19 protein-coding genes and 1 tRNA gene are annotated in these 22,812 nt (G+C 69.4%); 8 read left to right on the forward strand and 12 right to left on the reverse strand.

Annotated features, from left to right (window positions below; translation table 11 throughout):
* Positions 1 to 34: 34 nt before the first annotated feature.
* Positions 35 to 117 (reverse strand) — tRNA-Leu (locus AC07DC_RS08095).
* Positions 118 to 580: 463 nt separating this feature from the next.
* Between AC07DC_RS08095 and AC07DC_RS08100 the strand changes: the two genes are divergently transcribed.
* The 6 genes from AC07DC_RS08100 to pknB all read left to right on the forward strand — a co-directional run bounded on the left by AC07DC_RS08100 (position 581) and on the right by pknB (position 8,538).
* On the forward strand, positions 581 to 1,441 hold the full coding sequence (locus AC07DC_RS08100; RefSeq protein ID WP_478913044.1) for an FhaA domain-containing protein: 861 nt from the start codon (positions 581 to 583) through the stop codon (positions 1,439 to 1,441).
* Positions 1,442 to 1,451: 10 nt separating this feature from the next.
* A complete protein-coding gene (locus AC07DC_RS08105) occupies positions 1,452 to 1,967 on the forward strand; it encodes an FHA domain-containing protein FhaB/FipA (protein WP_138351203.1) in 516 nt (171 codons plus the stop codon).
* Between the two features lie 57 nt (positions 1,968 to 2,024).
* Positions 2,025 to 3,524 (forward strand): PP2C family protein-serine/threonine phosphatase, encoded by a 1,500-nt coding sequence (locus AC07DC_RS08110; RefSeq protein ID WP_478914067.1) that lies wholly within the window; start codon positions 2,025 to 2,027, stop codon positions 3,522 to 3,524.
* 22 nt (positions 3,525 to 3,546) lie between these two features.
* Positions 3,547 to 4,929 carry an FtsW/RodA/SpoVE family cell cycle protein gene (locus tag AC07DC_RS08115; RefSeq protein ID WP_478913046.1) on the forward strand — a complete coding sequence of 461 codons (1,383 nt, stop codon included), beginning with the start codon at positions 3,547 to 3,549 and terminating at the stop codon, positions 4,927 to 4,929.
* Positions 4,926 to 6,389 (forward strand): peptidoglycan D,D-transpeptidase FtsI family protein, encoded by a 1,464-nt coding sequence (locus tag AC07DC_RS08120; protein ID WP_478913048.1) that lies wholly within the window; start codon positions 4,926 to 4,928, stop codon positions 6,387 to 6,389. Before AC07DC_RS08115 ends, AC07DC_RS08120 begins: the two co-directional genes overlap by 4 nt.
* A gap of 178 nt (positions 6,390 to 6,567) precedes the next feature.
* The gene (gene pknB / locus AC07DC_RS08125; RefSeq protein WP_478913050.1) at positions 6,568 to 8,538 is read left to right on the forward strand and encodes a Stk1 family PASTA domain-containing Ser/Thr kinase; all 1,971 of its coding nucleotides are present in this window, start codon (positions 6,568 to 6,570) and stop codon (positions 8,536 to 8,538) included.
* A 169-nt stretch (positions 8,539 to 8,707) separates the two neighbouring features.
* Here pknB and AC07DC_RS08130 read toward each other — a convergent pair whose 3' ends face one another.
* The 7 genes from AC07DC_RS08130 to AC07DC_RS08160 form a co-directional block, all read right to left on the reverse strand.
* A complete protein-coding gene (locus tag AC07DC_RS08130; RefSeq protein ID WP_478913052.1) occupies positions 8,708 to 9,658 on the reverse strand; it encodes a BRO-N domain-containing protein in 951 nt (316 codons plus the stop codon).
* 85 nt (positions 9,659 to 9,743) lie between these two features.
* Positions 9,744 to 10,436, reverse strand: a complete 693-nt coding sequence (locus AC07DC_RS08135) for a class E sortase (RefSeq protein WP_478913054.1) — start codon at positions 10,434 to 10,436, stop codon at positions 9,744 to 9,746.
* 44 nt (positions 10,437 to 10,480) lie between these two features.
* Positions 10,481 to 12,088, reverse strand: coding sequence for a class E sortase (locus AC07DC_RS08140; RefSeq protein WP_478913056.1), 1,608 nt, complete (start codon positions 12,086 to 12,088; stop codon positions 10,481 to 10,483).
* Positions 12,085 to 12,723 carry an aminodeoxychorismate/anthranilate synthase component II gene (locus AC07DC_RS08145; RefSeq protein ID WP_478913058.1) on the reverse strand — a complete coding sequence of 213 codons (639 nt, stop codon included), beginning with the start codon at positions 12,721 to 12,723 and terminating at the stop codon, positions 12,085 to 12,087. The genes AC07DC_RS08140 and AC07DC_RS08145 overlap by 4 nt, the downstream gene beginning before the upstream one ends.
* Positions 12,720 to 12,914, reverse strand: a complete 195-nt coding sequence (locus AC07DC_RS08150) for a hypothetical protein (RefSeq protein ID WP_138351195.1) — start codon at positions 12,912 to 12,914, stop codon at positions 12,720 to 12,722. The genes AC07DC_RS08145 and AC07DC_RS08150 overlap by 4 nt, the downstream gene beginning before the upstream one ends.
* Positions 12,915 to 12,975: 61 nt before the next feature.
* Positions 12,976 to 13,698 (reverse strand): class E sortase, encoded by a 723-nt coding sequence (locus AC07DC_RS08155; RefSeq protein ID WP_478913060.1) that lies wholly within the window; start codon positions 13,696 to 13,698, stop codon positions 12,976 to 12,978.
* Between the two features lie 29 nt (positions 13,699 to 13,727).
* Complete coding sequence (locus tag AC07DC_RS08160) at positions 13,728 to 14,495, reverse strand: DUF881 domain-containing protein (protein ID WP_478913062.1); 768 nt, start codon at positions 14,493 to 14,495, stop codon at positions 13,728 to 13,730.
* Positions 14,496 to 14,635: 140 nt separating this feature from the next.
* Between AC07DC_RS08160 and crgA the strand changes: the two genes are divergently transcribed.
* Complete coding sequence (gene crgA, locus AC07DC_RS08165; RefSeq protein WP_478913063.1) at positions 14,636 to 14,890, forward strand: cell division protein CrgA; 255 nt, start codon at positions 14,636 to 14,638, stop codon at positions 14,888 to 14,890.
* A gap of 265 nt (positions 14,891 to 15,155) precedes the next feature.
* Here crgA and AC07DC_RS08170 read toward each other — a convergent pair whose 3' ends face one another.
* Positions 15,156 to 16,004 (reverse strand): rhomboid family intramembrane serine protease, encoded by an 849-nt coding sequence (locus tag AC07DC_RS08170; protein ID WP_478913064.1) that lies wholly within the window; start codon positions 16,002 to 16,004, stop codon positions 15,156 to 15,158.
* An 84-nt stretch (positions 16,005 to 16,088) separates the two neighbouring features.
* A complete protein-coding gene (locus AC07DC_RS08175) occupies positions 16,089 to 16,622 on the reverse strand; it encodes a peptidylprolyl isomerase (RefSeq protein WP_478913066.1) in 534 nt (177 codons plus the stop codon).
* A gap of 261 nt (positions 16,623 to 16,883) precedes the next feature.
* On the opposite strand from AC07DC_RS08175, the gene AC07DC_RS08180 reads away from it, so the two are divergent.
* Positions 16,884 to 17,618, forward strand: a complete 735-nt coding sequence (locus AC07DC_RS08180) for a DUF5324 family protein (protein WP_478913068.1) — start codon at positions 16,884 to 16,886, stop codon at positions 17,616 to 17,618.
* A gap of 139 nt (positions 17,619 to 17,757) precedes the next feature.
* On the opposite strand, the gene AC07DC_RS08185 is transcribed toward AC07DC_RS08180, so the two are convergent.
* Together AC07DC_RS08185 and AC07DC_RS08190 are read right to left on the reverse strand one after the other, a co-directional pair.
* The gene (locus AC07DC_RS08185) at positions 17,758 to 19,386 is read right to left on the reverse strand and encodes an MFS transporter (RefSeq protein WP_478913070.1); all 1,629 of its coding nucleotides are present in this window, start codon (positions 19,384 to 19,386) and stop codon (positions 17,758 to 17,760) included.
* Between the two features lie 31 nt (positions 19,387 to 19,417).
* Positions 19,418 to 22,783, reverse strand: coding sequence for an AfsR/SARP family transcriptional regulator (locus AC07DC_RS08190; RefSeq protein ID WP_478913072.1), 3,366 nt, complete (start codon positions 22,781 to 22,783; stop codon positions 19,418 to 19,420).
* Between the last annotated feature and the right edge of the window lie 29 nt (positions 22,784 to 22,812).

Raw genomic sequence — 22,812 nt, forward strand, 5'->3', positions numbered from 1 at the left:
CACTCCGGAGAGACCGTTCAACGGTTCTACTCTGTGCGCGAGGGGGGATTTGAACCCCCACGTCCCGAAGGACACTGGCACCTGAAGCCAGCGCGTCTGCCGTTCCGCCACTCGCGCAATAAGTGGCGCCGATCGACTCTCCTTCACCCTGCGGACCTTGGTCCGAACAGTGCGGGAGCGCCTTCCGACTCGAGAAGATTAGCACGCCACCTGGGGTGGAATCACACCCGTTTCCGCCCGCCCCGGGGGTCGCCCCGAGGCCCGCCCCGGGGGCCGCGGCGAGGCCTGCCCCGAGGGGTGGACCCGGCTCCGTACCGGGGTCCACCCCTGTGTCGGCCCCTGACCCCCGTCCGCGCCGTGTACCCGGGGCCCCACCGGGCAGGGTTCACCGGAGAGCACCGCGCTGTACGGCCGACTCCCCGGTTGCGGGACACTGGACAGGAGCCGCATCTACCATCCGAGTGGACCGTGTGAGGGTTGACACTGCCCCGTCCCACGGGATCAGGGAACCAGCCGTTTTCCCGGCGCGTGGATACGATCAGTAAGCAGTATCGGAAGAGCCCGAGGAGGGAGGTGCCCCATGGGAGTAATGAAGCGCTTCGAGCAGCGTCTCGAGGGCTTTGTGAACGGCACCTTCGCCAAGGTGTTCAAGAGCGAGGTCCAGCCCGTCGAGATCGCGGGCGCACTCCAGCGTGAGTGCGACAACAACGCCACGATCTGGAACCGCGACCGCACTGTCGTGCCCAACGACTTCATCGTCGAGCTGAGCACGCCCGACTTCGAGCGACTCAGCCCGTACTCCGTGCAGCTCGGCGAGGAACTCGCCGGCATGGTGAAGGACTACGCCAAGCAGCAGCGCTACACCTTCATGGGCGGCATCAAGGTCCACCTGGAGAAGGCCGACGACCTCGACACCGGCCTGTACCGGGTGCGCAGCCGCACGCTCGCCTCCAGCGAGTCCCAGCAGCCGCAACCCCACCAGCAACAGCAGCCGCAGCCCAAGCAGCAGTACGAGCCGCCGCGCGCCGTGGCGCCGTACCGTCCCTCGGGACCGCCCCCGATGCCGGCGGGGCCGCCTCCGGGCGGACGTGCCGGCGGACCGGCGCCCGTGACGCGGCTGCCCGGCGCCGGATCGCCCTCGGGCGGCCCCGGCGGCGGTGCGGTGCGGCGCTGGATCGAGATCAACGGCAACCGGCACCAGATTTCCCGGCCGACGCTCGTTCTCGGCCGCAGCACCGAGGCGGATGTCAGGGTCGACGACCCCGGCGTCTCGCGGCGGCACTGCGAAATCAGGGTCGGATCGCCTTCCGTGGTCCAGGACCTCGGATCAACAAACGGCATTGTGGTGGACGGGCAGCACACCCAGCGCGCTACGCTCCGCGACGGCTCTCGCATCGTCGTCGGGAGCACCACCATCGTGTACCGGCAAGCCGAAGGGTGAAGCGGGGGCAATGTCAGAGCTGACCCTGACGGTCATGCGGTTGGGTTTCCTCGCCGTACTGTGGCTGTTCGTCATCGTCGCGGTACAGGTCATCAGAAGTGACCTGTTCGGGACCCGGGTGACCCAGCGCGCGGCACGGCGCGGGGCCGACCAGTCCCGCCCACCGCAGCAGCGCCAACAACAGGCGCAGAACCAGCGGCAACAGCCGCAGAACAACCGACAGCGCCGTGGCGCCCCGACCAAGCTGGTCGTCGCCGAGGGATCGCTGACGGGCACCACGGTCGCGTTGCAGGGCCAGACCATCACGCTCGGCCGGGCGCACGACTCAACAATCGTGCTCGACGACGACTATGCGTCCAGCCGGCATGCCAGGATCTACCCGGACCGGGACGGCCAGTGGATCGTCGAGGACCTCGGATCCACCAACGGCACTTATCTGGACCGGAATCGGCTGACCACGCCGACCCCGGTGCCGATCGGCGCGCCGATCCGCATCGGGAAGACCGTCATCGAGCTGCGGAAGTAGTCGCACAATGGGCGAGCGGAGCCAGCGAGCGCGAGCGAGAGGGTGGGCAGCGTGCGGATGTACCCGGAGCCGACGGGCGAGGTGCGCATGACTCTGAGCCTGCGTTTCGCCGCCGGTTCGCACAAGGGCATGATCCGGGAGGGCAACGAGGACTCCGGCTATGCCGGTCCACGCCTGCTCGCGATCGCCGACGGCATGGGCGGCCAGGCGGCCGGTGAGGTCGCCTCGTCCGAGGTGATCTCCACCATCGTCACGCTCGACGACGACATTCCCGGTTCCGACATCCTGACCTCGCTCGGCACCGCCGTGCGGCGCGCCAATGATCAACTGCGCGTCATGGTCGAGGAGGACCCGCAGCTGGAGGGCATGGGCACCACGCTCACCGCCCTGCTGTGGACCGGGCAGCGGCTCGGCCTCGTCCATGTCGGCGACTCCCGCGCGTACCTGCTCCGCGACGGTCTGCTCACGCAGATCACGCAGGACCACACCTGGGTGCAGCGGCTCGTCGACGAGGGCCGGATCACCGAGGAGGAGGCCACCACCCACCCGCAGCGCTCCTTGCTGATGCGCGCGCTGGGCAGTGGCGAGCACGTGGAGCCGGACCTGTCGATCCGCGAGGTGCGGGTCGGCGACCGGTATCTGATCTGCTCCGACGGGCTGTCGGGCGTCGTCAGCCACCAGACCCTCGAGGACACCCTCGCGGGGTACCAGGCACCCAACGAGACCGTGCAGGAGCTGATCCAGCTCGCGCTGCGCGGTGGCGGTCCCGACAACATCACCTGCATCGTCGCCGACGTCCTGGACGTGGACGACAGCGACACGCTGGCCGGACAGCTGAACGACACCCCCGTGGTGGTGGGTGCGGTCGCCGACAGCCAGCTGCCGCTCTCCGACCCGCGGCATCTGCAGACCCCGGCCGGGCGCGCTTCGGAGCTGGGTCGCACGCCCCCGCCGCAGCAGGCGGGCCCCGCGGGCTCCTTCGGCCCGCCCGGCAGCGGCGATCTGACGATGGCCGGCGCGGCGCCGATGGGCACCTTCGGCGCGTTCGACGACGCGGATCTCGACAAGCCGGTCAAGAAGCGCAAGTGGCTCAAGCGCTCGGTGATCCTGGTCGTCATCCTCGGCGTCATCGGCGGCGGTCTCTACGCCGGCTACCGGTGGACACAGACCCAGTACTACGTCGGCGCCAAGGACCAGCACGTCGCCGTCTACCAGGGCATCGACCAGAAGCTGGCGTGGATCAACCTGTCGAAGGTCCATCAGGACCGCCCCGAGATCGAACTCAAGTACCTGCCGGCCTACCAGCGCGACCAGGTCGAGGCCACCATCGCGGTGGGCAGCCTCGGCCAGGCCACCGACAAGGCGGACGAGCTGGCCAAGCAGGCCGACGTCTGCAAGAAGGTCGAAGCGAGCAAGACCACCGCCGCGAAGGCCAAGGCCGCCGCGAAGGCGGCCCAGGACAAGCTGAACAAGCCGACCGGCACGGTCCCGACACCAGGCCCCACCCTCTCGCCCGACGAACAGAAGCTGGCCCCGCAGTGCGGCGCCCAGCAGTAGTACGAGGAGGGGGCAGCTCTTCATGAGTGCCAGCAACACCAGCACCATCTCTTCCGTCGGCGCACCCAGCCGGCGCAACACCGAGCTCGCGCTGCTCGTCTTCGCCGTCCTGATCCCGGTCTTCGCGTACGCCAACGTCGGCCTGGCCAAGGACGGCTCGCTGCCCGCCGGCCTGCTCGCCTACGGCCTCGGCCTCGGCCTGCTCGCGGGCATCGCGCACCTCATCGTGCGGAAGTTCGCGCCGTACGCGGACCCGCTGATGCTGCCGATCGCGACGCTGCTCAACGGCATGGGCCTGGTGTTCATCTGGCGGCTCGACCTGGAGCCCTCGCTGGGCAAGGCGATGGCGCCGACCCAGCTGATGTGGTCCACGCTCGGCGTCGCGCTCTTCGTCGCCGTGCTGGTCGTCCTCAAGGACCACCGGATCCTGCAGCGCTACACCTACATCTCCATGGTGGTGGCGCTGGTCCTGTTGATCATGCCGGTGTTCTTCCCCGGCATCAACGGCGCCAAGATCTGGGTCACGATCCCCGGTGTGGGTTCGCTCCAGCCAGGCGAGTTCGCGAAGATCATCATCACGGTCTTCTTCGCCGGCTACCTGATGGTCAAGCGCGACGCGCTCGCCCTCGCCAGCCGCCGCTTCATGGGCCTGTACCTGCCGCGCGGCCGCGACCTCGGGCCGATCCTGGTGCTGTGGGTCCTCAGCCTGCTGATCCTGGTCTTCGAGACCGACCTCGGCACCTCGCTGCTCTTCTTCGGCCTCTTCGTGATCATGCTGTACGTCGCCACCGAGCGCACCAGCTGGATCGTCTTCGGCCTGCTGCTGTCGGCCGCCGGCGCAGTCTTCGTCTCCACCTTCGAGCACCACGTCAAGGACCGCGTCGACAACTGGCTGCACCCGCTCGCGCTGGTCAACGGTGGTGTCACCGAGACCGCCCAGACGATGTACGCGTTCGGCTCCGGCGGCATGTTCGGCTCCGGCCTGGGCCAGGGGTACTCCCGGCTCATCGGCGGCATCGCCCCCAAGAGCGACTACATCCTCGCCACCGTCGGCGAGGAGCTCGGCCTGGCCGGCCTGATGGGCGTCCTGCTGCTCTACGGGCTGCTCATCGAGCGCGGTGTCCGCACCGCCCTCGCGGCCCGCGACCCGTTCGGCAAGCTGCTCGCGATCGGCCTGTCCGGCGCCTTCGCGCTGCAGGTCTTCGTGGTCGCCGGCGGTGTCACCGGCCTCATCCCGCTCACCGGCATGACCATGCCGTTCCTCGCCCAGGGCGGCTCGTCCGTCATCGCGAACTGGGCGCTCGTTGCCATCCTGCTGCGCATCAGCGACACCGCGCGACGCCCGGCACCCAGCCCCGCCCCGTCAACCGATGCCGAACCGACCCAGGTGGTGCGCACCCAGTGAACAAGCCCCTGCGACGGGTCGCAGTCTTCTGCGGCCTGCTCGTCCTCGCCCTGCTGATCCGCGTCAACTATGTGCAGTTCGTCACGGGTGACGAGCTGGCGAACGACAAGCACAACCGGCGGGTGAGCATCAACCAGTTCGCCCAGCCGCGGGGCGACATCATCGTCGACGGCAAGTCGCTCACCGGCAGCGTCGAGACGCCCGGCAGCGACTTCAAGTACAAGGCGACCTTCAAGGACGGCCCCATGTGGGCCCCCGTCACCGGCTACGCCTCGCAGGCCTACCAGACGTCGTTCCTCGAAGGCGTCTACGACAAGTTCCTCACCGGCAACGACGACCGGCTCTTCTTCAACCGCACCATCGACATGCTGACCGGCAAGGAGAAGCAGGGCGGCAAGGTCATCACGACCCTGAACGCCAAGGCGCAGCTCGCCGCGTTCACCGGCCTCGGCAACAAGAAGGGCGCGGTCGCCGCGCTCGACCCCCGTACCGGCGCGATCCTGGCCCTGGCCAGCACGCCCTCGTACGACCCGTCGACCATCGCCGGTACCTCCAAGAAGACCGACGAGAAGAACTGGCTGGCCCTGCAGAAGGTCAACAACCCCGACGATCCGATGCTCAACCGGGCGCTGCGCCAGGTCTACCCGCCCGGCTCGACCTTCAAGGTCGTCACCGCCGCCGCGGCGCTCGAGGACGGCCGCGTCAGCGACATCGACGCGCCGACGGACTCGCCGCTGCCGTGGAAGCTGCCGCAGAGCTCAAAGTTCCTGGAGAACGAGGGCGACCTGCCCTGCAAGAACGCCTCGCTGCGGGTGGCCCTGAAGGTGTCCTGCAACACCGTCTTCGGTCACCTCGGTGATGTTCTCGGCAAGGACAAGATGCGCGAGGAGGCCGAGAAGTTCGGCTTCAACAAGGAGGTGCTGACCCCGGTCCGCGCCGACGCCAGCGTCTACTCCAAGGACATGGACGCGCCGTCCAACGCCCTCTCCGCGATCGGCCAGTACAACACCGCGGCCACCCCGCTGCAGATGGCCATGGTCGTCGCCGCCATCGCCAACGACGGCAAGCTCATGCAGCCGTACATGGTGGACAAGCTGCAGGCGCCGAACCTGAACGTGATCGAGCAGACGAAGCCCGAGCAGATCTCGCAGCCGGTGTCGGCCGCCAACGCCCAGAAGCTCCAGCAGATGATGGAGACCGTGGTCAAGGAGGGCACCGGCACGAACGCCCAGATCGACGGCGTCACTGTCGGTGGCAAGACCGGCACCGCGCAGCACGGTGTCGGCAACAGCAAGAACCCGTACGCCTGGTTCATCTCGTACGCCAAGACCGCCGACGGCTCCCCGGTCGCCGTCGCCGTCGTCGTGGAAGACTCCGACGCCTCCCGTGGCGACATCTCCGGTGGCGGCCTGGCCGCGCCGATCGCCAAGAAGGTCATGGAGGCCGTACTGAACAAGTGACGCGGGACGCGTGACGCACGTCACTCGCCGGGCAGTTTCCACCCCATAACCACCCCATCGCCGCACGTGGCGATGCCGGTCGGATATCGGGACCCGGTCACGTCCCGGATCCATCGAGCGTGCCGGGTACCGTATGCCCGAGCATCCACAGGGCACGGTTAAGGGAAGGGCAAGAGCTATGGAAGAGCCGCGTCGCCTCGGCGGCCGGTACGAGCTGGGTTCGGTGCTCGGCCGCGGTGGCATGGCCGAGGTGTACCTCGCCCACGACACCCGGCTCGGCCGCTCCGTCGCTGTGAAGACGCTCCGGGTGGATCTCGCCCGTGACCCGTCCTTCCAGGCCCGGTTCCGCCGTGAGGCCCAGTCGGCCGCCTCCCTGAACCATCCGTCGATCGTCGCCGTGTACGACACCGGCGAGGACTACGTCGACGGCATCTCCATCCCGTACATCGTCATGGAGTACGTCGACGGCTCCACCCTGCGCGAGCTGCTGCACTCCGGGCGCAAGCTGCTGCCCGAGCGCTCGCTGGAGATGACCGTCGGCATCCTCCAGGCCCTGGAGTACTCGCACCGCGCCGGCATCGTGCACCGCGACATCAAGCCCGCGAACGTGATGCTCACGCGCAACGGCCAGGTCAAGGTCATGGACTTCGGCATCGCCCGCGCCATGGGCGACTCCGGCATGACGATGACGCAGACCTCCGCGGTCATCGGTACGGCCCAGTACCTCTCCCCCGAGCAGGCCAAGGGCGAGCAGGTCGACGCCCGGTCCGACCTGTACTCGGCCGGCTGCCTGCTGTACGAGCTGCTGACCGTGCGCCCGCCGTTCGTCGGCGACTCCCCGGTGGCCGTCGCTTACCAGCACGTACGCGAGGACCCGCAGCCCCCGTCGAACTTCGACCCCGAGATCACGCCCGAGATGGACGCCATCGTCCTCAAGGCGCTGACCAAGGACCCCGACTACCGGTACCAGTCGGCGGACGAGATGCGCGCGGACATCGAGTCGTACCTCGACGGCCAGCCCATCGCCGCGACCGCCGCCATGGGGTCGGTCGGCTACGGCGGGTACGGCAGCGGCTACGGGGACGGGGCGCCCACCACGGCGCTGCCCCCGCAGAACCCCGCGACCTCCATGCTTCCCCCGGTCCGCGACGACGACGGCGGCTACGGCTACGACGACCGCCCCGACCGCCGCCGGCAGAAGAAGAACCACACCTCGACGGTGCTGCTGATCCTCGCGGGCATCCTCGTCCTGGTCGGCGCGATCTTCCTCGGCCGGGCGCTGTTCGACAACAAGGGCGCGCCGGATTCCCTCACGGCCCCGAACCTCGTCGGGAAGACCTTCGCCGACGCCCAGAACGCGGCCACCAACGTCGACTCGTCCATCAAGGTCGTCAAGGGCGAGGCCAAGTTCTGCGAGGCGCAGCCGGTGAACACCGTCTGCGACCAGAATCCGAAGGCCAACGAGGCGCTCGCGGCCGACAAGACGATCACGGTGTCCCTCTCCAAGGGCGTGGCCCCGACCAAGGTCCCGGACGTCACGACCCAGAAGTTCGAGGACGCCAAGAAGGCTCTCGAAGACGCCGGCTTCCAGGTCAAGGAGGTGACCGAGACGTCCAGCACCCAGGACGACGGCACGGTCACCAAGCAGGACCCGGCGGGCGGCGCCCTCAAGCCGAAGGACACGGTCGTCACGCTGACCGTCGCCAAGAAGCCCGAGGAGATCACGGTCAAGGACGTCACGCAGATGACGGTCGACCAGGCCAAGCAGACGCTCATCGCCCAGGGTCTGAAGGTCCGGACCCAGGACGAGGAATCGGCCGACAAGCCACCGGGCTCGATCATCCGGCAGGACCCGGCGGGCGGCAGCACGGCCCAACCCAACCAGATGGTCACCCTGTTCATCGCCAAGGCCCAACAGCAGCAGAACATCACCATCCCCGGTGACCTGGTCGGCAAGTCGCTGAAGGACGCCAAGGACGAGCTGGAGGCCATGGGCCTGAAGGTCCAGGTCCTCGGCCCGAAGAAGAACGACTCGGTCGTGGCCCAGTCCTTCCCGCAGGCCAACCAGCCCGTCCAGCAGGGCAGTACGGTCCAGCTCTTCACCACCGGCGGAACAGGCGGCGACAACACCGGCCTGTTCGGCGGCTAGCGCTCAGGACAGCACGGCACGCAAGGCGAAGGGGCCACGGACACCACGTCCGTGGCCCCTTCGCGTGACACCGCGCCGAATGACCACGAACCGTTGATGAGGATCTGTAGTCTGCCTGCCGGGGGCCGCCGCAACTTCATTTTGCGACGGCCCCTACTTTCGTTTCCCGCTACTGCCGGTTCAGCGCGTAGACCGGCGCTCCCTCGTGAGTCCCGCCGAGCGAGCGGATGCAGGCGTGCTTGCGCATGAACCGCAGGCACTCGTTGACCCGATGGGTCGTCAGGCCGGTCCGCGCCGCGATGGTCTCCAGCGACTGCCGGATCTCTCCGTCCTCAGCCAGCACGGGAGCAATCGCGATGGCCACCACCCAGACGTCCTCCGTCACGGACAGCCGCGACTTCCAACCGGCCAGCACGGATTCCGCCGTGAGCCGTGGTGGTTCCGGTACCGAGGCCGGAGTCGGAGTCGGAGTCGGCTGCCGGTTCAGCATGGCGTCCAGCGTGTCACCGATCCGGTCCATGGCACGGACCAACCGGTCTTGCGACCGCACCATGTCCCGGCGAGACTCCTGTGCCTCGCTCTGCGTGGCGAGCAGGGCCTCGTCCAGCCGGAGATTGTGCTCCTCCAGCCGGACGATCGCGTCGGCGACATCCCTGGGCATCGCGTAGGCGGTCGGGACGCCGGGCGCCGTCGGCTGGACCTCCGCCTTCTCCAGGGAGTAGGAACCCTCTCTCTGAACGGTGATGATGACTTCGGCAACCCATCGCTTGAAGGGTCGGGTTTCCGGCTTCGTCGCTCCGGTAACCAGCATGATGAGGCCGGTCAGGTTAACCATGCTCATCGTCTTTTTGAAGCCTTGACCTGCAGGAATGTGCGAACCATAACCTGTAGTTAGGGTTCCGAGTGAGGTTCGGTCTTTGTCCGGCACGTGGTCGGCGAGGGTCTTGGTCGGGTTCGTGTATCCCAGATCCCCGAGCAGATCTGCCGCCGGGAACCAGTGGGTTCCGTCCGGCATGGTCAACCTCCGGATACGCGACCCTGTCGCCGCGTAGACGAAGTCGTTGACATCAATGGCGTCCTGCTGAGCCGCCGTGACCGGCAGCTTGATGTGTTCGCTCATACGAACCACCTCCTGGGCGGAACGTAAAGCGGCGTAAATCGAAACCTCCAGCGCATTCCCGGATGTTCATCATTCCGGGTGACAATCAGCCCAGTTCGGACGGCGGGGTGCGGTTGGCGTCGACCTTGTCGGTGCGGACCAGTTCGGCCCAGACCACGTAGCGGTACCTGGAGGTGTAGACGGGGGTGCAGGTCGTGAGGGTGATGTAGCGGCCGGGCTTCCTCTTGCCGGACTCCGTCGGGATCTGGTTGATCACGTCGACGTTGTACTTCGAGGTCTCGTCGAGGACCGAGTAGACCTTGTAGACGTACCAGGTGTCCTTGTCCTCGAAGACGACCGGATCGCCGTTCTTGAGCTTGTCTATGTTGTGGAACTTGGCGCCGTGGCCGTCCCGGTGGGCGGCGAGCGTGAAGTTGCCCTGCTTGTCCCACGGCATGGCGGACTTGACGGGCTGGTCGTAGTAGCCGGCGACGCCTTCGTTGAGGATGTCGCTGTCGGTGCCCTTCTTGACCAGGACCTCGAAGTTCTTGCCCATCGCGGGGACGTGCAGGAAACCGATGCCGTCCTTGGTGTCGAGACCACGGGGGTCGGTGGCGGCCCAGCCCTGCCGGACCTTCGCGCTGTCCTTCTTCGCGTGCCGGTCCGCTATGACGTTCGTCCACCACAGCGAGTAGACGACGAACAGGGCGAGCACCAGCCCTGCGGTGATCAGGAGTTCACCGATCACACTGATGATGGCCGCGACCGGGCTCCGCCCGCCGCGATTGGTCGTCGTCACCGCTGTTCCGTTCTCTGGCAGTCCGTTGTCCGGCCCGCGGCCGGTTAGTCGGGAAGCGCCGCGGGCTTGCCCTGGCTGCGCGGCCGTTCCTCGACCATCTTGCCCCAGACGATCATCCGGTAGGTGCTGGTGAACTCCGGGGTGCAGGTGGTGAGCGTGATGTAGCGGCCCGGCTTGGTGAATCCGGAGCCCTGCGGGACCGGCTGGATCACCGTGACGTTCGACGGTGAGGTGCTCGGCAGCACGCTCGTCATCTCGTAGGTGTAATAGGTACTTTCGGTCTCGACCACGATCTTGTCGCCCGGCACCAGCTTGTTGATGTAGCGGAACGGTTCGCCGTGCGTGTTGCGGTGGGCCGCGAGCGCGAAGTTGCCCTGCTTGTCCCACGGCATCGCCGTCTTCAACGCGCCGGTGTAGTGGCCGATCATGCCCTTGTCCAGGACGCTGTGCTTGGAGACGCCCTCGGCGATCGGGGCCTTCACATCCAACTTGGGGATGTACATGATCGCGAAGCCCTGGCCGGGGGAGAAGGCGCCGGCCTTGCGGTCGTCACCGTTCTTCTGGGCGCTCTTGTCCTTGTCCCACTGGTTCTGCAGGGCGCTGGTCGCACCACTGGCCTGCTGATGGGCGCGGATGTTGGTCCACCAGAGCTGGTACGTCACGAAGAGCAGCATCAGCACACCGACGGATATGAACACCTCGCCGATCACCCGGCTGAGGATCACCGCCGGGCTGTCCTTGGCCGCCCGCTCCGCCCGTCTGGCCTCCAGGCGGGTCATGGGGGCCGCCGGCGCCGTCTGGACGGGCTCGGAGGCTCCCGGGGCACCGGAAGCCGCCCGGCCCCTGGCACGGTGCCCAGCGCCCTGCTTGGCCGCTTTACGACGCTCGGCACGGCCGCCGGGCGCCGGAGCGCTGGGCGTCAGGACCGCGGTTTCGTCCACCGCGTCGGTCGCGTCGGATCCATCGGCTTCGGCGGAGTCGCCGGGGGTCCCGTCCGGGCGCACGGCCGGGAACTGCTGCGTCTCGCCTGGCACGCCCCGGCGGCGGACCCTGGGGGGCGCGGGCGCGGCGGCGGGCGGGGTGCTCAGCGGCTCCGATTCGGGTTCCGTGACGGTGCCGGGCCCGGTGCCGTGGGCCTGCTGGGCTACGTCGGAAACCGGCCATGTCACGGGCTCGGTGTAGCCCGCGGCGGGTCCGGCGGCGTACCCGCTGTCGTACCCGCCCTTGTACTCGCCCTCGTACCCGCCTTCGTACGCCCTGCCGTACCCCTCGTCGTACGCGGGCGGCGGCGCGGCGGCCTGCTGGAACTCCGCACGGGACTCCGCCGGGGACGCCGCTCGGGACGCCTCCTGAGGTGTCTCCTGGGGCGTCTGGTGCGCCTGGTGCGGCATCTCGTGCGGGCGGAACCACGGCGAGCCGATGACCTCCTGCCCTGCGTCGGCGGAGGCGCTGCCAGGTGCCGGTGCCGCTGCGGGTGTGGGCGTCGGTGCGGGGGTGGGTGTGGGTGTGGGTTCTGTTGCTTCCGGGGCCGGCGGGACCGGCCGGCGGCCCGGAAGAGGGTCGCTGAGCGGGTCCGCGAGCTGTCCGACCGCCACCGCGAACTGCCCCGTGTCCTCGTAGGACGGGGTCTCGTCCGGGCGGAGCCCGGTCACGCCCCGGCCCTGCCGACCACGGGCGCCAGTCCCGTCGAGCGATCGGGGGCCCCTTCGTCTCCGCACGCCACCAGCCAGTTGGCGAGCATCAGATGGCCCCACTCGGTGAGCACCGACTCGGGGTGGAACTGGACGCCCTCGACGGCCGCGTCGCGGTGCCGAAGCCCCATGATGATGCCGCTGTCCGTCCAGGCCGTGACCTCGAACTCCGCCGGCACGGTGTCCCGTTCGACTGCCAGCGAGTGGTACCGGGTCGCGGTGAAGGGCGACGGCAGTCCGGCGAACACCCCGGTGCCGGTGTGCGTCACGAGCGAGGTCTTGCCGTGCAGCAGCTCGGGCGCCCGGTCGACCACGCCGCCGTAGGCGACGGCCATCGACTGCAGGCCCAGGCAGACACCGAAGACCGGCACCCCGGTCTCCGCGCAGTGCCGGACCATGTCGATACAGACCCCGGCCTGCTCCGGCGCGCCGGGACCGGGGGAGAGCAGCACCCCGTCGAAGCCGTCCTGCGCGTGCGCGAGCTCGACCTCGTCGTTGCGCCGCACCTCGCACTCGGCGCCGAGCTGGTAGAGGTACTGGACCAGGTTGAAGACGAAGCTGTCGTAGTTGTCCACGACGAGGATGCGAGCGGTCATCGGACGGCTGCCATCCCGTTCGTCGCGTTCATCCCGTTGTCCACCGTCACATCGTTGAACGGCAGCAGCGGCTCGGCCCACGGGAAGACGTACTGGAACAGGACGTACACGACAGCCAGGGCGAGCACGAGCGAGATCAGCGCCCTCAGCCACACGTTGCCCGGCAGATGCCGCCAGATCCAGCCGTACATGCGGTGCCTTCCTTCCCGGTTCTCCGGAACAGAGTAAGGGGAGATCGGCGGGACCGGTGGCCTACCCGGACAAACCCTTCGGCTCGCCCTGCTCGGCGGGAGTCACCGTCTCCAGGTGCGCCCAGGCGATGAGCCGGTGGCTGTGGCCCCACTCTGGGTCGCAGGTGGTGAGCGTCAGATAGCGGCCCGGGGTGGTGTAACCGGACTCCCTGGGTACCGGGTCGATGACGCCGACGTCGGTCGGCACCGTACGGAAGGGGTCGCGGTCCAGCACGTACATGTACCAGGACGCGCCGTCGAAGAGGTAGACGCGATCCCCCTTGCGCAGTTTGGGGAAGTTCTTGAAGGGGTCGCCGTAGGTGCGCCGGTGGCCGGCCACCGAGAAGTTGCCCGTTTCCCCGAGCCGCGCGGTGTTCGTGTAGTGGCCGAGCCCCTTCTTCAGGACGCCGGTGCCGGTGCCCTGCAGGACGGGCTTGTGCCAGCCGGCGCCGAGCCGCGGGATGTACATGACGGCGAACGAGGTGCCGTCCTTGTACGCGGCCGGTGCGGGCGGAGCGGCGGACGGCGCGCCGCCCGTCGCGGTCGGAGCCGGAGCGGGGGTGGGGTCGGCGGGGGCCAGGGATCCGGTGGCCCAGGTGTTCTGCAGGTGGTCGAGCTCGCCGTTCATCGCGCTGTCGGCGCGCACACCGGTCCAGAACAGGAGGTAGACGACGAAGAGCACGATCAACGCACCCGCGGTGACGCACAGTTCGCTCAACGTCCGCACCACCAGCCGGATCGTCATCGGCGCCCCCGCCCCTCGTCCCGCTCCGGTCAGGGAGCGGGCTTCGCGTAGTGGAGATCCACTGTGCCGGAGTAGCCGGGAAGAGTCACCCGGTTGTCCGCCGCCACTTTCCAGCCGAGCCCGTAGGCGTTGACGTACTGGAGGTAGTTCTGGATGGTCGCGTTCCGGTCGATGGCCGCGCGCAGCTTCTTCTGGTCACCCACAGCGGTGATTCTGTACGGCGGCGAGTAGACGCGGCCCTGCAGGATCAGGGTGTTGCCGACACAGCGGACGGCGCTGGTGGAGATCAGCCGCTGGTCCATGACCCGGATGCCCAGCGCCCCGCCCTCCCACAGCGCGTTGACCACGGCCTGCAGGTCCTGCTGGTGGATGACCAGGTCATTGGGTTGCGGATCGGGCACGCCGGGGACGAGCGCGGTGGCGTTCGGCGGGGCGTCGTTGAGGGTGACGTTCAGCGCGGGGCCGGTCAGCGCCTTCGTGCCGGCTTCCTCTTCGAGCAGATCGAGCTGCTTGCGGGTCGCGTCGGTGGTGCCGTTGCCCTGCCGGGTGAGGGTGTCGACATCGTTCCGGACCGCGGTGAGCTGGCTCTCCAGCTCCTGGTTCCGGCTGCTCTGCTTGCGCACGTTGTCCGAGAGCTTGGGCAGCGGGTCGTCGCTGCGGATGTTGACGCCCTTTGCCGTGTCGAAACTCATCCAGAAGATCAGTCCGGCGAGCGCGAAGACTCCCGCACTGAGCGTTCGCAGTACTACGGTGCGGGTGGAAGGACGAGAGGGGGGCGCGTCGCCGGAATCGGTCACCGTACCCTTGTCTCCTTCACACCTGGGGAAGCACTACGCTAACGGACGCCCGTCGGTGGTGGTGCCCCCACCCGCCCGGCCCGCCTCACATCCCCGACATCCCCGCGCGGTTACGCAGCGCATCGACAGGAGAGTCCCTCGTGCCGAAGTCACGGATCCGCAAGAAGGCCGACTTCACTCCGCCGCCGGAGAAGACGCAGTCGATAAAGCTCAAGGCCGGCTTCAACTGGGTCGCGCCCCTGATGCTGGCGTTCTTCGTCATCGGTCTGGCCTGGATCGTCCTCTTCTACGTCACGCAGGGCAGCCTGCCCGTCGACGCTCTGGGGAACTGGAACATCGTGGTGGGCTTCGGCTTCATCGCGGGCGGTTTCGTGGTCTCCACGCAGTGGAAGTAGCCGGCTCCCCAGCTGGCCCGGACGGTTCTCCCCAGAGTTGTCCACACGGTTATCCACAGTGGGGAAAAGGTCGGAAGATCTGTGGATAACCTCTACGAGGTTGACGCCGGTGTGACCGGTGGCCGATGTGTCGGCCACCGGTCTTTCGTTGATCTTGCAGGGAAAACACGATGCGGTGACCGCACGCACACACGTTCCCCACAGGGTGCACAGGATCGGGTACTCGTTGTGGATAACGTCTGATCAACGCCAGTGGTAACGCCCTTCAGGCGGTGATCTGAGCCACCGCGATCCAGCTGGCCACGAGCGTCGCCGCCAGCACCACCGCACAGGTCCCCCACTGCACCAGATCGCGGCGCTCGCGCGGTGCGTACGCCATCCCGATCGCGATCACCGTGCCGGCCGCCAGGCCGCCGAGGTGGCCCTGCCAGCTCACGTTCGACCAGGTGAAACTGAAGAACAGGTTCAGCCCGAGCAGGATCAGGATCGGCCGCATGTCCATCCGGCTGCGCCGCATGAAGACGGCGGTGGCCCCGAAGAGGCCGAAGATCGCCCCGGAGGCCCCCAGCGCGCCCGGGTACGGGGCGAGCAGCAGAACCAGAGCGCTGCCGCCCAGCCCGGAGATCAGATACAGCGCCAGATAGCGGGCCCGGCCGAGCGTGGCCTCCAGCGGCGCGCCGATCCACCACAGAGTCAGCATGTTGAAGCCGATGTGCCAGTACTCCTGGTGTGCGAAGACCGAGCTGATCAGGCGGTACCACTGGTCGGGGCCCTCGGACACACCGATGCAGTACTGCCGCACGACGGGATCGCAGTACGCGTAGAGCGACAGGTCACCGGCGAGCCGGTCCCCGAGAACCTGCACCAGCAGGAAGACCACCAGGTTGAGCCCGATCAGGATCTTCGTGACCAGGTGCGGATCGGCGACCACCGTGCCGCCCGCGACCGTACGCGCCACCCGCGTCGTCCGCCGGGCCTCGCCCAGGCACTCCGGGCACTGGAAGCCCACCGAGGCGCTGACCATGCATTCCGGGCAGATCGGCCGCTCGCAACGGGTGCAGCGGATGCCGGTCTCGCGATCGGGGTGCCGGTAGCAGCAGACCGCCTGGTCCATGAGGTCCTCTTCCTGGGGACGCGCGTCGCCCTGCCCCTCCATACGGACGGGCAGGGCGCAGTGTTCCCGAAGAGTACGGCGCGATCAGTCCTTGCGGGTCTCGATCACGACCGACTCGATCACGACGTCCTGCACCGGGCGGTCGGTGCGCGGGTTGGTCGGGGTGGTGATGATCGCGTCCACGACCTTCTGGCTGGCCACGTCGGCGACCTCGCCGAAGATGGTGTGCTTGCGGGTCAGCCACGTGGTCGGGGAGACCGTGATGAAGAACTGGGAGCCGTTGGTGCCCGGGCCGGCGTTGGCCATCGCCAGCAGGTAGGGCTTGTCGAAGCCCAGGTCGGGGTGGAACTCGTCAGCGAACTCGTAGCCGGGACCGCCCGTGCCGTTGCCCAGCGGGTCGCCGCCCTGGATCATGAAGCCGGTGATCACCCGGTGGAACACCGTGCCGTCGTACAGCTTCGCGTTGGTGGGCTTGCCGGTCTTCGGGTCGGTCCACTCACGCGTGCCCTCGGCGAGCTCGACGAAGTTCTTCACCGTCTTCGGTGCGTGGTTCGGCAGGAGCCGGACCTCGATGTCCCCGTGGTTGGTCTTCAGGGTCGCGTAGAGCTGCTCGGCCACGATCTACCTTCCATAGTCTTCGCTGACAGGGACAAATCCTCGCACGGACCGGGAGTGGCTGTCGGCTTCCCCGGACTGTCGCCTCCCGTTCCCCGGGCCTGTCGCCTCCCGACGCGCATCGTGGCATCGTCGGTAGAAGCTCTCCGCATGCCCCGCCTTGACCCATATGCCCGGTCGCACATGCCGTACCGGCCGTAAACAGGCATGATTTCAAATCGGGTGGATAGGCGAAAACCGTACGCCACCGAGGAGGAGGTTCCTGTGACCCGCATCGACAGCGTGCGCCACGCAGCCGGGCAGACCAAGGACAGCATGCAGCACGCCGCTGAGGTGGTCGCTCCATACGCTGTCACCGCCAAGGACAGCGCCGCGCACTACGCGGACGAGGCCCGGATCTGGCTGACGCCCAGGGTGGCGACAGCCGCGCAGAAGGCACATTCGGCGCTACCGCCCAAGGTCGCTTCGGCCGTCGACACCGCGGCCGTCAAGGCCGCACTGACCGCACGGCAGGCCAACGAGTACGCGGCTCCCCGGGTCGGACACGCGGTGGAGGTCACCCGTGCCGCCGCGGGCCCCGCCCGTGACGAGGCCGTGGCACGTGGCGCGGCCGCCCTGGCGGCGCTGCAGGGCCGGGTGTCGATCGCCGAGATCGACAAGCTGGAACGGCAGCACCGGCGCCATGCCAAGGCAGGGAAGGCCGTCAAGCGCTTCGTGGTGCTCGGCATCATCAGCGCGGCCGGTTTCGCCGCGTGGAAGTGGTGGAGCAAGCAGACCAACCCGGACTGGCTGGTCGAGCCCGCTCCGCCGACCGAGGTCGCGGACCGTGCCACGCTCAACGGCAGCGGTCCGACGCTCGCCGGCATGGACCGCGCGGACAAGGCCGACCCGCTCGACAAGGTCGACGGCTCGCCCGTCGAGCCCCTCGACCCCGAGGTGCAGGCGAAGCAGGCCGAGGCGGACCGCGTCGACCGCCCGGAACGCGGCGACGACGCCTGATCACGGACCGGCCCGGTAGCTGGTAGCCGGTGGCACCGCGGTCCTGGATCTCCTGTCGGAACAGCGCGTATGCAGCACATGGCGGAGGGCGGGAGACCGGTATGGTCTCCCGCCCTCCGCCATGGGTGGGGGATGTGGGTCAGCCTCCGACCAGCTCCTTGGGGGCGCTCGTCCCGCCGTCCTTGGCCTCAGCAGCATGGCCGTCCGCCGGGTCGGTGGGCTCATCGATCACCGCGGGGACGCCCCGCAGCGTGTAGAGCGCGGCCACCGCGGCAGCGGCGATCAGTACGGCGCCCGCCAGGGTGGTGACGTGCATGCCGTGGGTGAAGGCCCGGCTTGCCGTCTCGGCCACCTGCTGGCCCATCGGGCCGGACAGCCGCGCACCGGGTCCGACCGCTCCGCCGACCGATTCCCTGGCGGACTGGGCCGCGTCGGCCGGAAGACCGGCCGGCAGGTCGAGCCCGCCGCGGTAGACGCTGGTCAGTACCGAGCCGAGGACCGCGATACCCAGCGCCCCGCCGAGCTCCATCGCCGTCTCGGAGATCGCCGCCGCGGCGCCGGCCCGCTCCTTCGGCACGCTCGCCATCGCCGTGTCGAAGGTGACGGTGAAGGTCAGGGTGATGCCGGCGCCGTTGATGATCAGAGCGGGCAGCAGCAGCCAGTAGCTGGAGTCCGGGGTGACCAGACCCAGCCCGACCATGCTGACGGACATCAGGGCCAGGCCCAGCGCCACCACCTTGGCCCGGCCGATCCTGGGCACCAGGGCGGAGGAGAGCGGGGCTGCGAAGGCGGCGGCCAGCGGGCCGGGGAGCAGCGCCAGCCCGGCCATCAGCGGGGACCAGCCGCGGACGACCTGGAAGTAGAGCGAGAAGGCCAGCGAGAGCGAAGCCGAGGCGAAGATGGCGACCAGGTTGGCGCTGATGGCGCCGGTGAAGGCCGGGTTGCGGAAGAGCCTGACGTCCAGCAGGGGCGAGGCGATACGGGTCTGACGGCGGCCGAAGACGATCAGACAGGCGACGCCGATCGCGGCGGCGATCCACACCGAGGGCTCGTGCACCCCGTCGCGGGCGGCCGTCTTGATGGCGAAGATGACACCCAGCAGACCGACGATGGAGAGCGGGACGCTGATCCAGTCCAGCCGTCCCGGGTCGGGGTTGCGGGACTCGGGGAGCACGACGGCACCGGCGATCACGACCGCCAGCAGGACCGGGACGTTGATCAGGAAGACCGAGCCCCACCAGAAGTGGTCCAGCAGCGCACCGCCGACGACCGGGCCGAGCGCGAAGCTGGCCGCCCCGATGCCGCCGGAGATGCCCACGGCCGTGGTGCGCTCGCGGGGGTCGGTGAAGACGTTGCGGACGATCGACAGGGTCGACGGCATGATCGTCGCCCCGGCCACGCCCAGCAGCGCGCGGGCGCCGATGAGCATCTCCGGGCTGGTGGCGTAGGCGGTGAGGACCGAGGCCACACCGAAGGCGCCCGCACCCAGCAGCAGCAGCTTCTTGCGGCCTATCCGGTCGCCGAGGTTGCCCATCACCACCAGCAGGCCGCCGAGGGCGAATCCGTAGATGTCCGCGATCCACAGGATCTCGGTGCCCGACGGCTTCAGGTCGGTGACGAGCGAGGGGATCGCGTAGTTGAGCACACTGGTATCGATGCCGAGCAGCGCCGCCGCCACGCAACAGATCGCCAGTACTGCCCAACGGCGGGGGTCCGAGGGAGTCGTGGAGGTTTGCGCGTTCTGCGCTGCCTTCGGGTTCTTCGTCATGCGGGTGACTGTGTCAGAGCGTTCTGACCGGTCACTGACCGTTCGCTGACCGCGCACTGTCGAAGTCGGTCAGCGCCACCGCCGTCTGTTCACGGGAGAGCGCGACCCCGCGGGCGTGCGCCACCGCGAAGGCGGTGTCACCGAGCGCGGCGCGGGCGGCGGCGCTCACCCGGGCGGTGTCCCGGTCGGGCGGCACCTCGGCTCCGCGCAGCGTCCGGGCGACGCCGAGCAGCAGCGCGGCCCGCTCCGGTGCGCCGTCCAGCAGCGCCAGACCGGCGAGCGCCTCGGCGAAGCTCGCGGCGACCGGTCCGTTGCGGCTCACCAACTCGGCCTCGGGGACCTGCCGGTAGTAGCCGCGGGCCTGTTCCGAATCGCCCTCGGCCTCGGCGATCCGGGCCAGTGCGATGAGGATCAGCGAACGGTTCATGTCGACGCCGGCCCACCCGGTGCCGCTCTCGCTGAGCGCCAGGTCGCAGAGCGCGCGGGCCTCGGCCAGCTCGCCGCGCAGCCGGGCGGCCTCGCCCAGGCCGAGGTGGGCCAGCGCCATGCAGTCGGGCGCACCGGCCCGGCCGGACAGCTCGACGACCCGCTCGTAGTCGGCGCGGGCCGCCTCGACGTCCCCGTCACGGGCGCTGCGTTCGGCCCGCCGGCACAGCAGTTGCGCCATGTCCTCGATGGCGCCGAGCGGTTCGACGTAGCCGAGCGCCTCGTCGGTCAGTGCGGCGGCGCGTTCGTGGTCGCCGTGCCAGTCCGCGAGTTGGGCGAGCACATCCAGCGCGTTGGCCATCGCCCAGCGGTCGCCGAGCACCCGGAAGCCGGCCAGCCCCAGGGTGAACTCCTGCTCCGCGCGGGCCGTGTCGCCCAGCACCATCCAGTACGCATAGCCCTGCCCCAGGTGCAGCAGCGCCACGGCCCAGGGATCGCGGCCCGGCTGGTCCAGGGTGAGCGAGATCAGCTCCCCGGCGTCGCTGGTGGGCGCGCCCATCGCCATCGCCCAGATGACGGTGAGGCTGGGGAAGCGCTGCGGAATGTAGCTGAGGCCGGCCATGACCGCCTCGGCGGCGGCCGTGTGCCCGCCCAGTTCCTGGTGATCGGAGGCGCCGTTGGCCGCAGCGAGGACGCACAGCACGTACTCCTCGTCGAGCCCTTCCGGCGGCTCCGGGCCGAGGATGTCGAGCAGTGCGCGGGCGGGCCCGGCGCCCGCCAGGCGGACGCCGCGCAGCAGCCAGTACGTGGACAGCGGGGCCAGCAGCCGTAGCGCCGTCGCGGGGTCGCCGTCCTCGACGCGGCGCCGCAGCGCGGTGTGCAGGTTGTCCTGGTCGGCGGAGAGCCGCCGCAGCCAGTCGAGCTGTTCCGCGCGGCGCAGATGGGGTTCCGCCTCGTCGGCCACGCCGAGGAAGTACCGGGCGTGGGCGTGGCGCAGGGCCGCCGTCTCGCCGGCCTCCGCGAGCCGTTCGGCACCGTAGGCGCGGATCGTCTCCAGCATCCGGTAGCGGACGCCGTCGGCGCCCTCGGGACGGTGGGCGACGACCAGGGACTTGTCGACGAGCGAGTCGATCAGGTCGAGCACGTCGAAGGCGTCGACGCCGGCCTGCCGCGTACCGGCGCCCTCCGTGGTGCCGTCGTCCGCGACACGGTCCGCGCAGACGGCCTCCGCCGCCTCCAGCGTCCAGCCGCCGGCGAAGACCGAGACCCGGCGCAGGACGGCGCGCTCGGGCTCCGTGAGCAGATCCCAGCTCCAGTCGACGACCCCGCGCAGCGTCTTCTGCCGGGGCTGAGCGGTACGGCTGCCGCGCGAGAGCAGGCGGAATCGTTCATCGGGCCGGATCCCTGGCCCGTACTCGCTCTGTTCCGGCACCGCGGACACCACGCCGAGCCGGGAGGCGATCTCGGACGCGGACATCGAACGCAGCCGGGCGGCGGCCAGTTCGATGGCCAGCGGCAGTCCGTCGAGCGCTGTGCACACCCTGAGGACGGCGTCGAGATCGGCGGCCAGCTCGAAATCGGGCTGCACCGCGACGGCCCGCTCGGTGAACAGCCGCACCGCGGGGAACGCGAGCGCGCGGACACGGCCGGTGCCGGGCGGCGGCAGCCGCAGCGGGGGGATCGGGCAGAGCGTCTCGCCGGAGATCCCCAGCGGCTCGCGGGTGGTGGCCAGCACGCGCAGCTGTACGCAGTCCCCGAGCAGCTGGCCGACGATCTTGGCGATCTCGCCGACGACATGCTCGCAGTTGTCCAGGACGAGCAGCAGCGGGCGATCGGCGAGGGCCGCGGTGACCCGGGCGACGGGATCAGGCGCCGGACCGGCGCCGGGCATCACCCCGGCCTCGCGCAGTCCGAGCGCGCCCTGGATCGCGTGCGGCACCTCGGCGGCGTCGATGAGCCCGGCCAGCTCGACGAAGCAGGCCTCGCCGCCGTACCGCCCGGCCGCCTCGACCGCGATCCGGGTCTTCCCCGCGCCACCGGGGCCGATGAGGGTGACGAGCCGCCCCTCGGACAGTTGCGCCGCGATCCGGTCCAGCTCCTCGTCGCGGCCGACGAAACTGGTGAGCTGCGTGGGCAGCACGAAACGGGGTCCGGACGGCTCGGAGGCCGTCATCGATACGGGCGTGGTGGTCGTCGTGGGCGATGTTCCACGTGGAACATGCGCGTGGGTGGCGGGCGTCAGTCCCGGATCCCCGCGCAGCACCGCCAGGTGCACGGCGGCCAGCTCCGGTCCCGGATCCGCGCCCAGCGTCTCGGCGAGCTCGTTGCGAGCCGCCTCGTACGCCTCCAGGGCCTCGCTCTGCCGTCCGCTGCCGTACAGCGCCCGCATCAGCTGTCCGCGCAGCCGCTCGCGCAACGGATACGCGTCAACGAGCTCCCGCAGTCCGGCGACCAGCTCCCGGTGACCACCGAGCGCCAGTTCCGCCTCCATGCGGTCCTCGGCCGCCGAGACGCGCAGCTCCTCCAGGCGCGTCACCTGCGGCTGCGCGAACGGCGCGTCACCCACGTCGGCCAGCGCGGGGCCACGCCACAGCTCCAGCGCCTCCCGCAGCAGCACGGCGGCGCGCGCGGGGTCGCCTGCGGCCAGCGCCTCACGACCCTCGGAACTGAGCCGTTGGAAACGGTGCGAGTCGACGTCGTCGGGGTCGATCGCGAGCCGGTAGCCCGCAGGGTGGAACTCGATCGGCTGCGGCAGCACCTGGCGCAGCCGCGACACCTGCGACTGGAGCGCGTTCGCGACCCCGGCCGGCGGATCCTCCCCGTACAGACCGTCGATCAACCGTTCGGGCGTCACCACTCTGCCCGCGTCGAGCAGCAGCAGCGCCAACAGCGCCCGACGTCGCGGCCCACCCAGGGCGACCGCGCTGCCATCCGTGTTCCAGACCTGCGTCGCACCAAGGATGCCGAACATCACGCCCCCGATTGTGCAGCACCGGATGG

Source organism: Streptomyces sp. NPDC045021, from assembly GCF_056432645.1.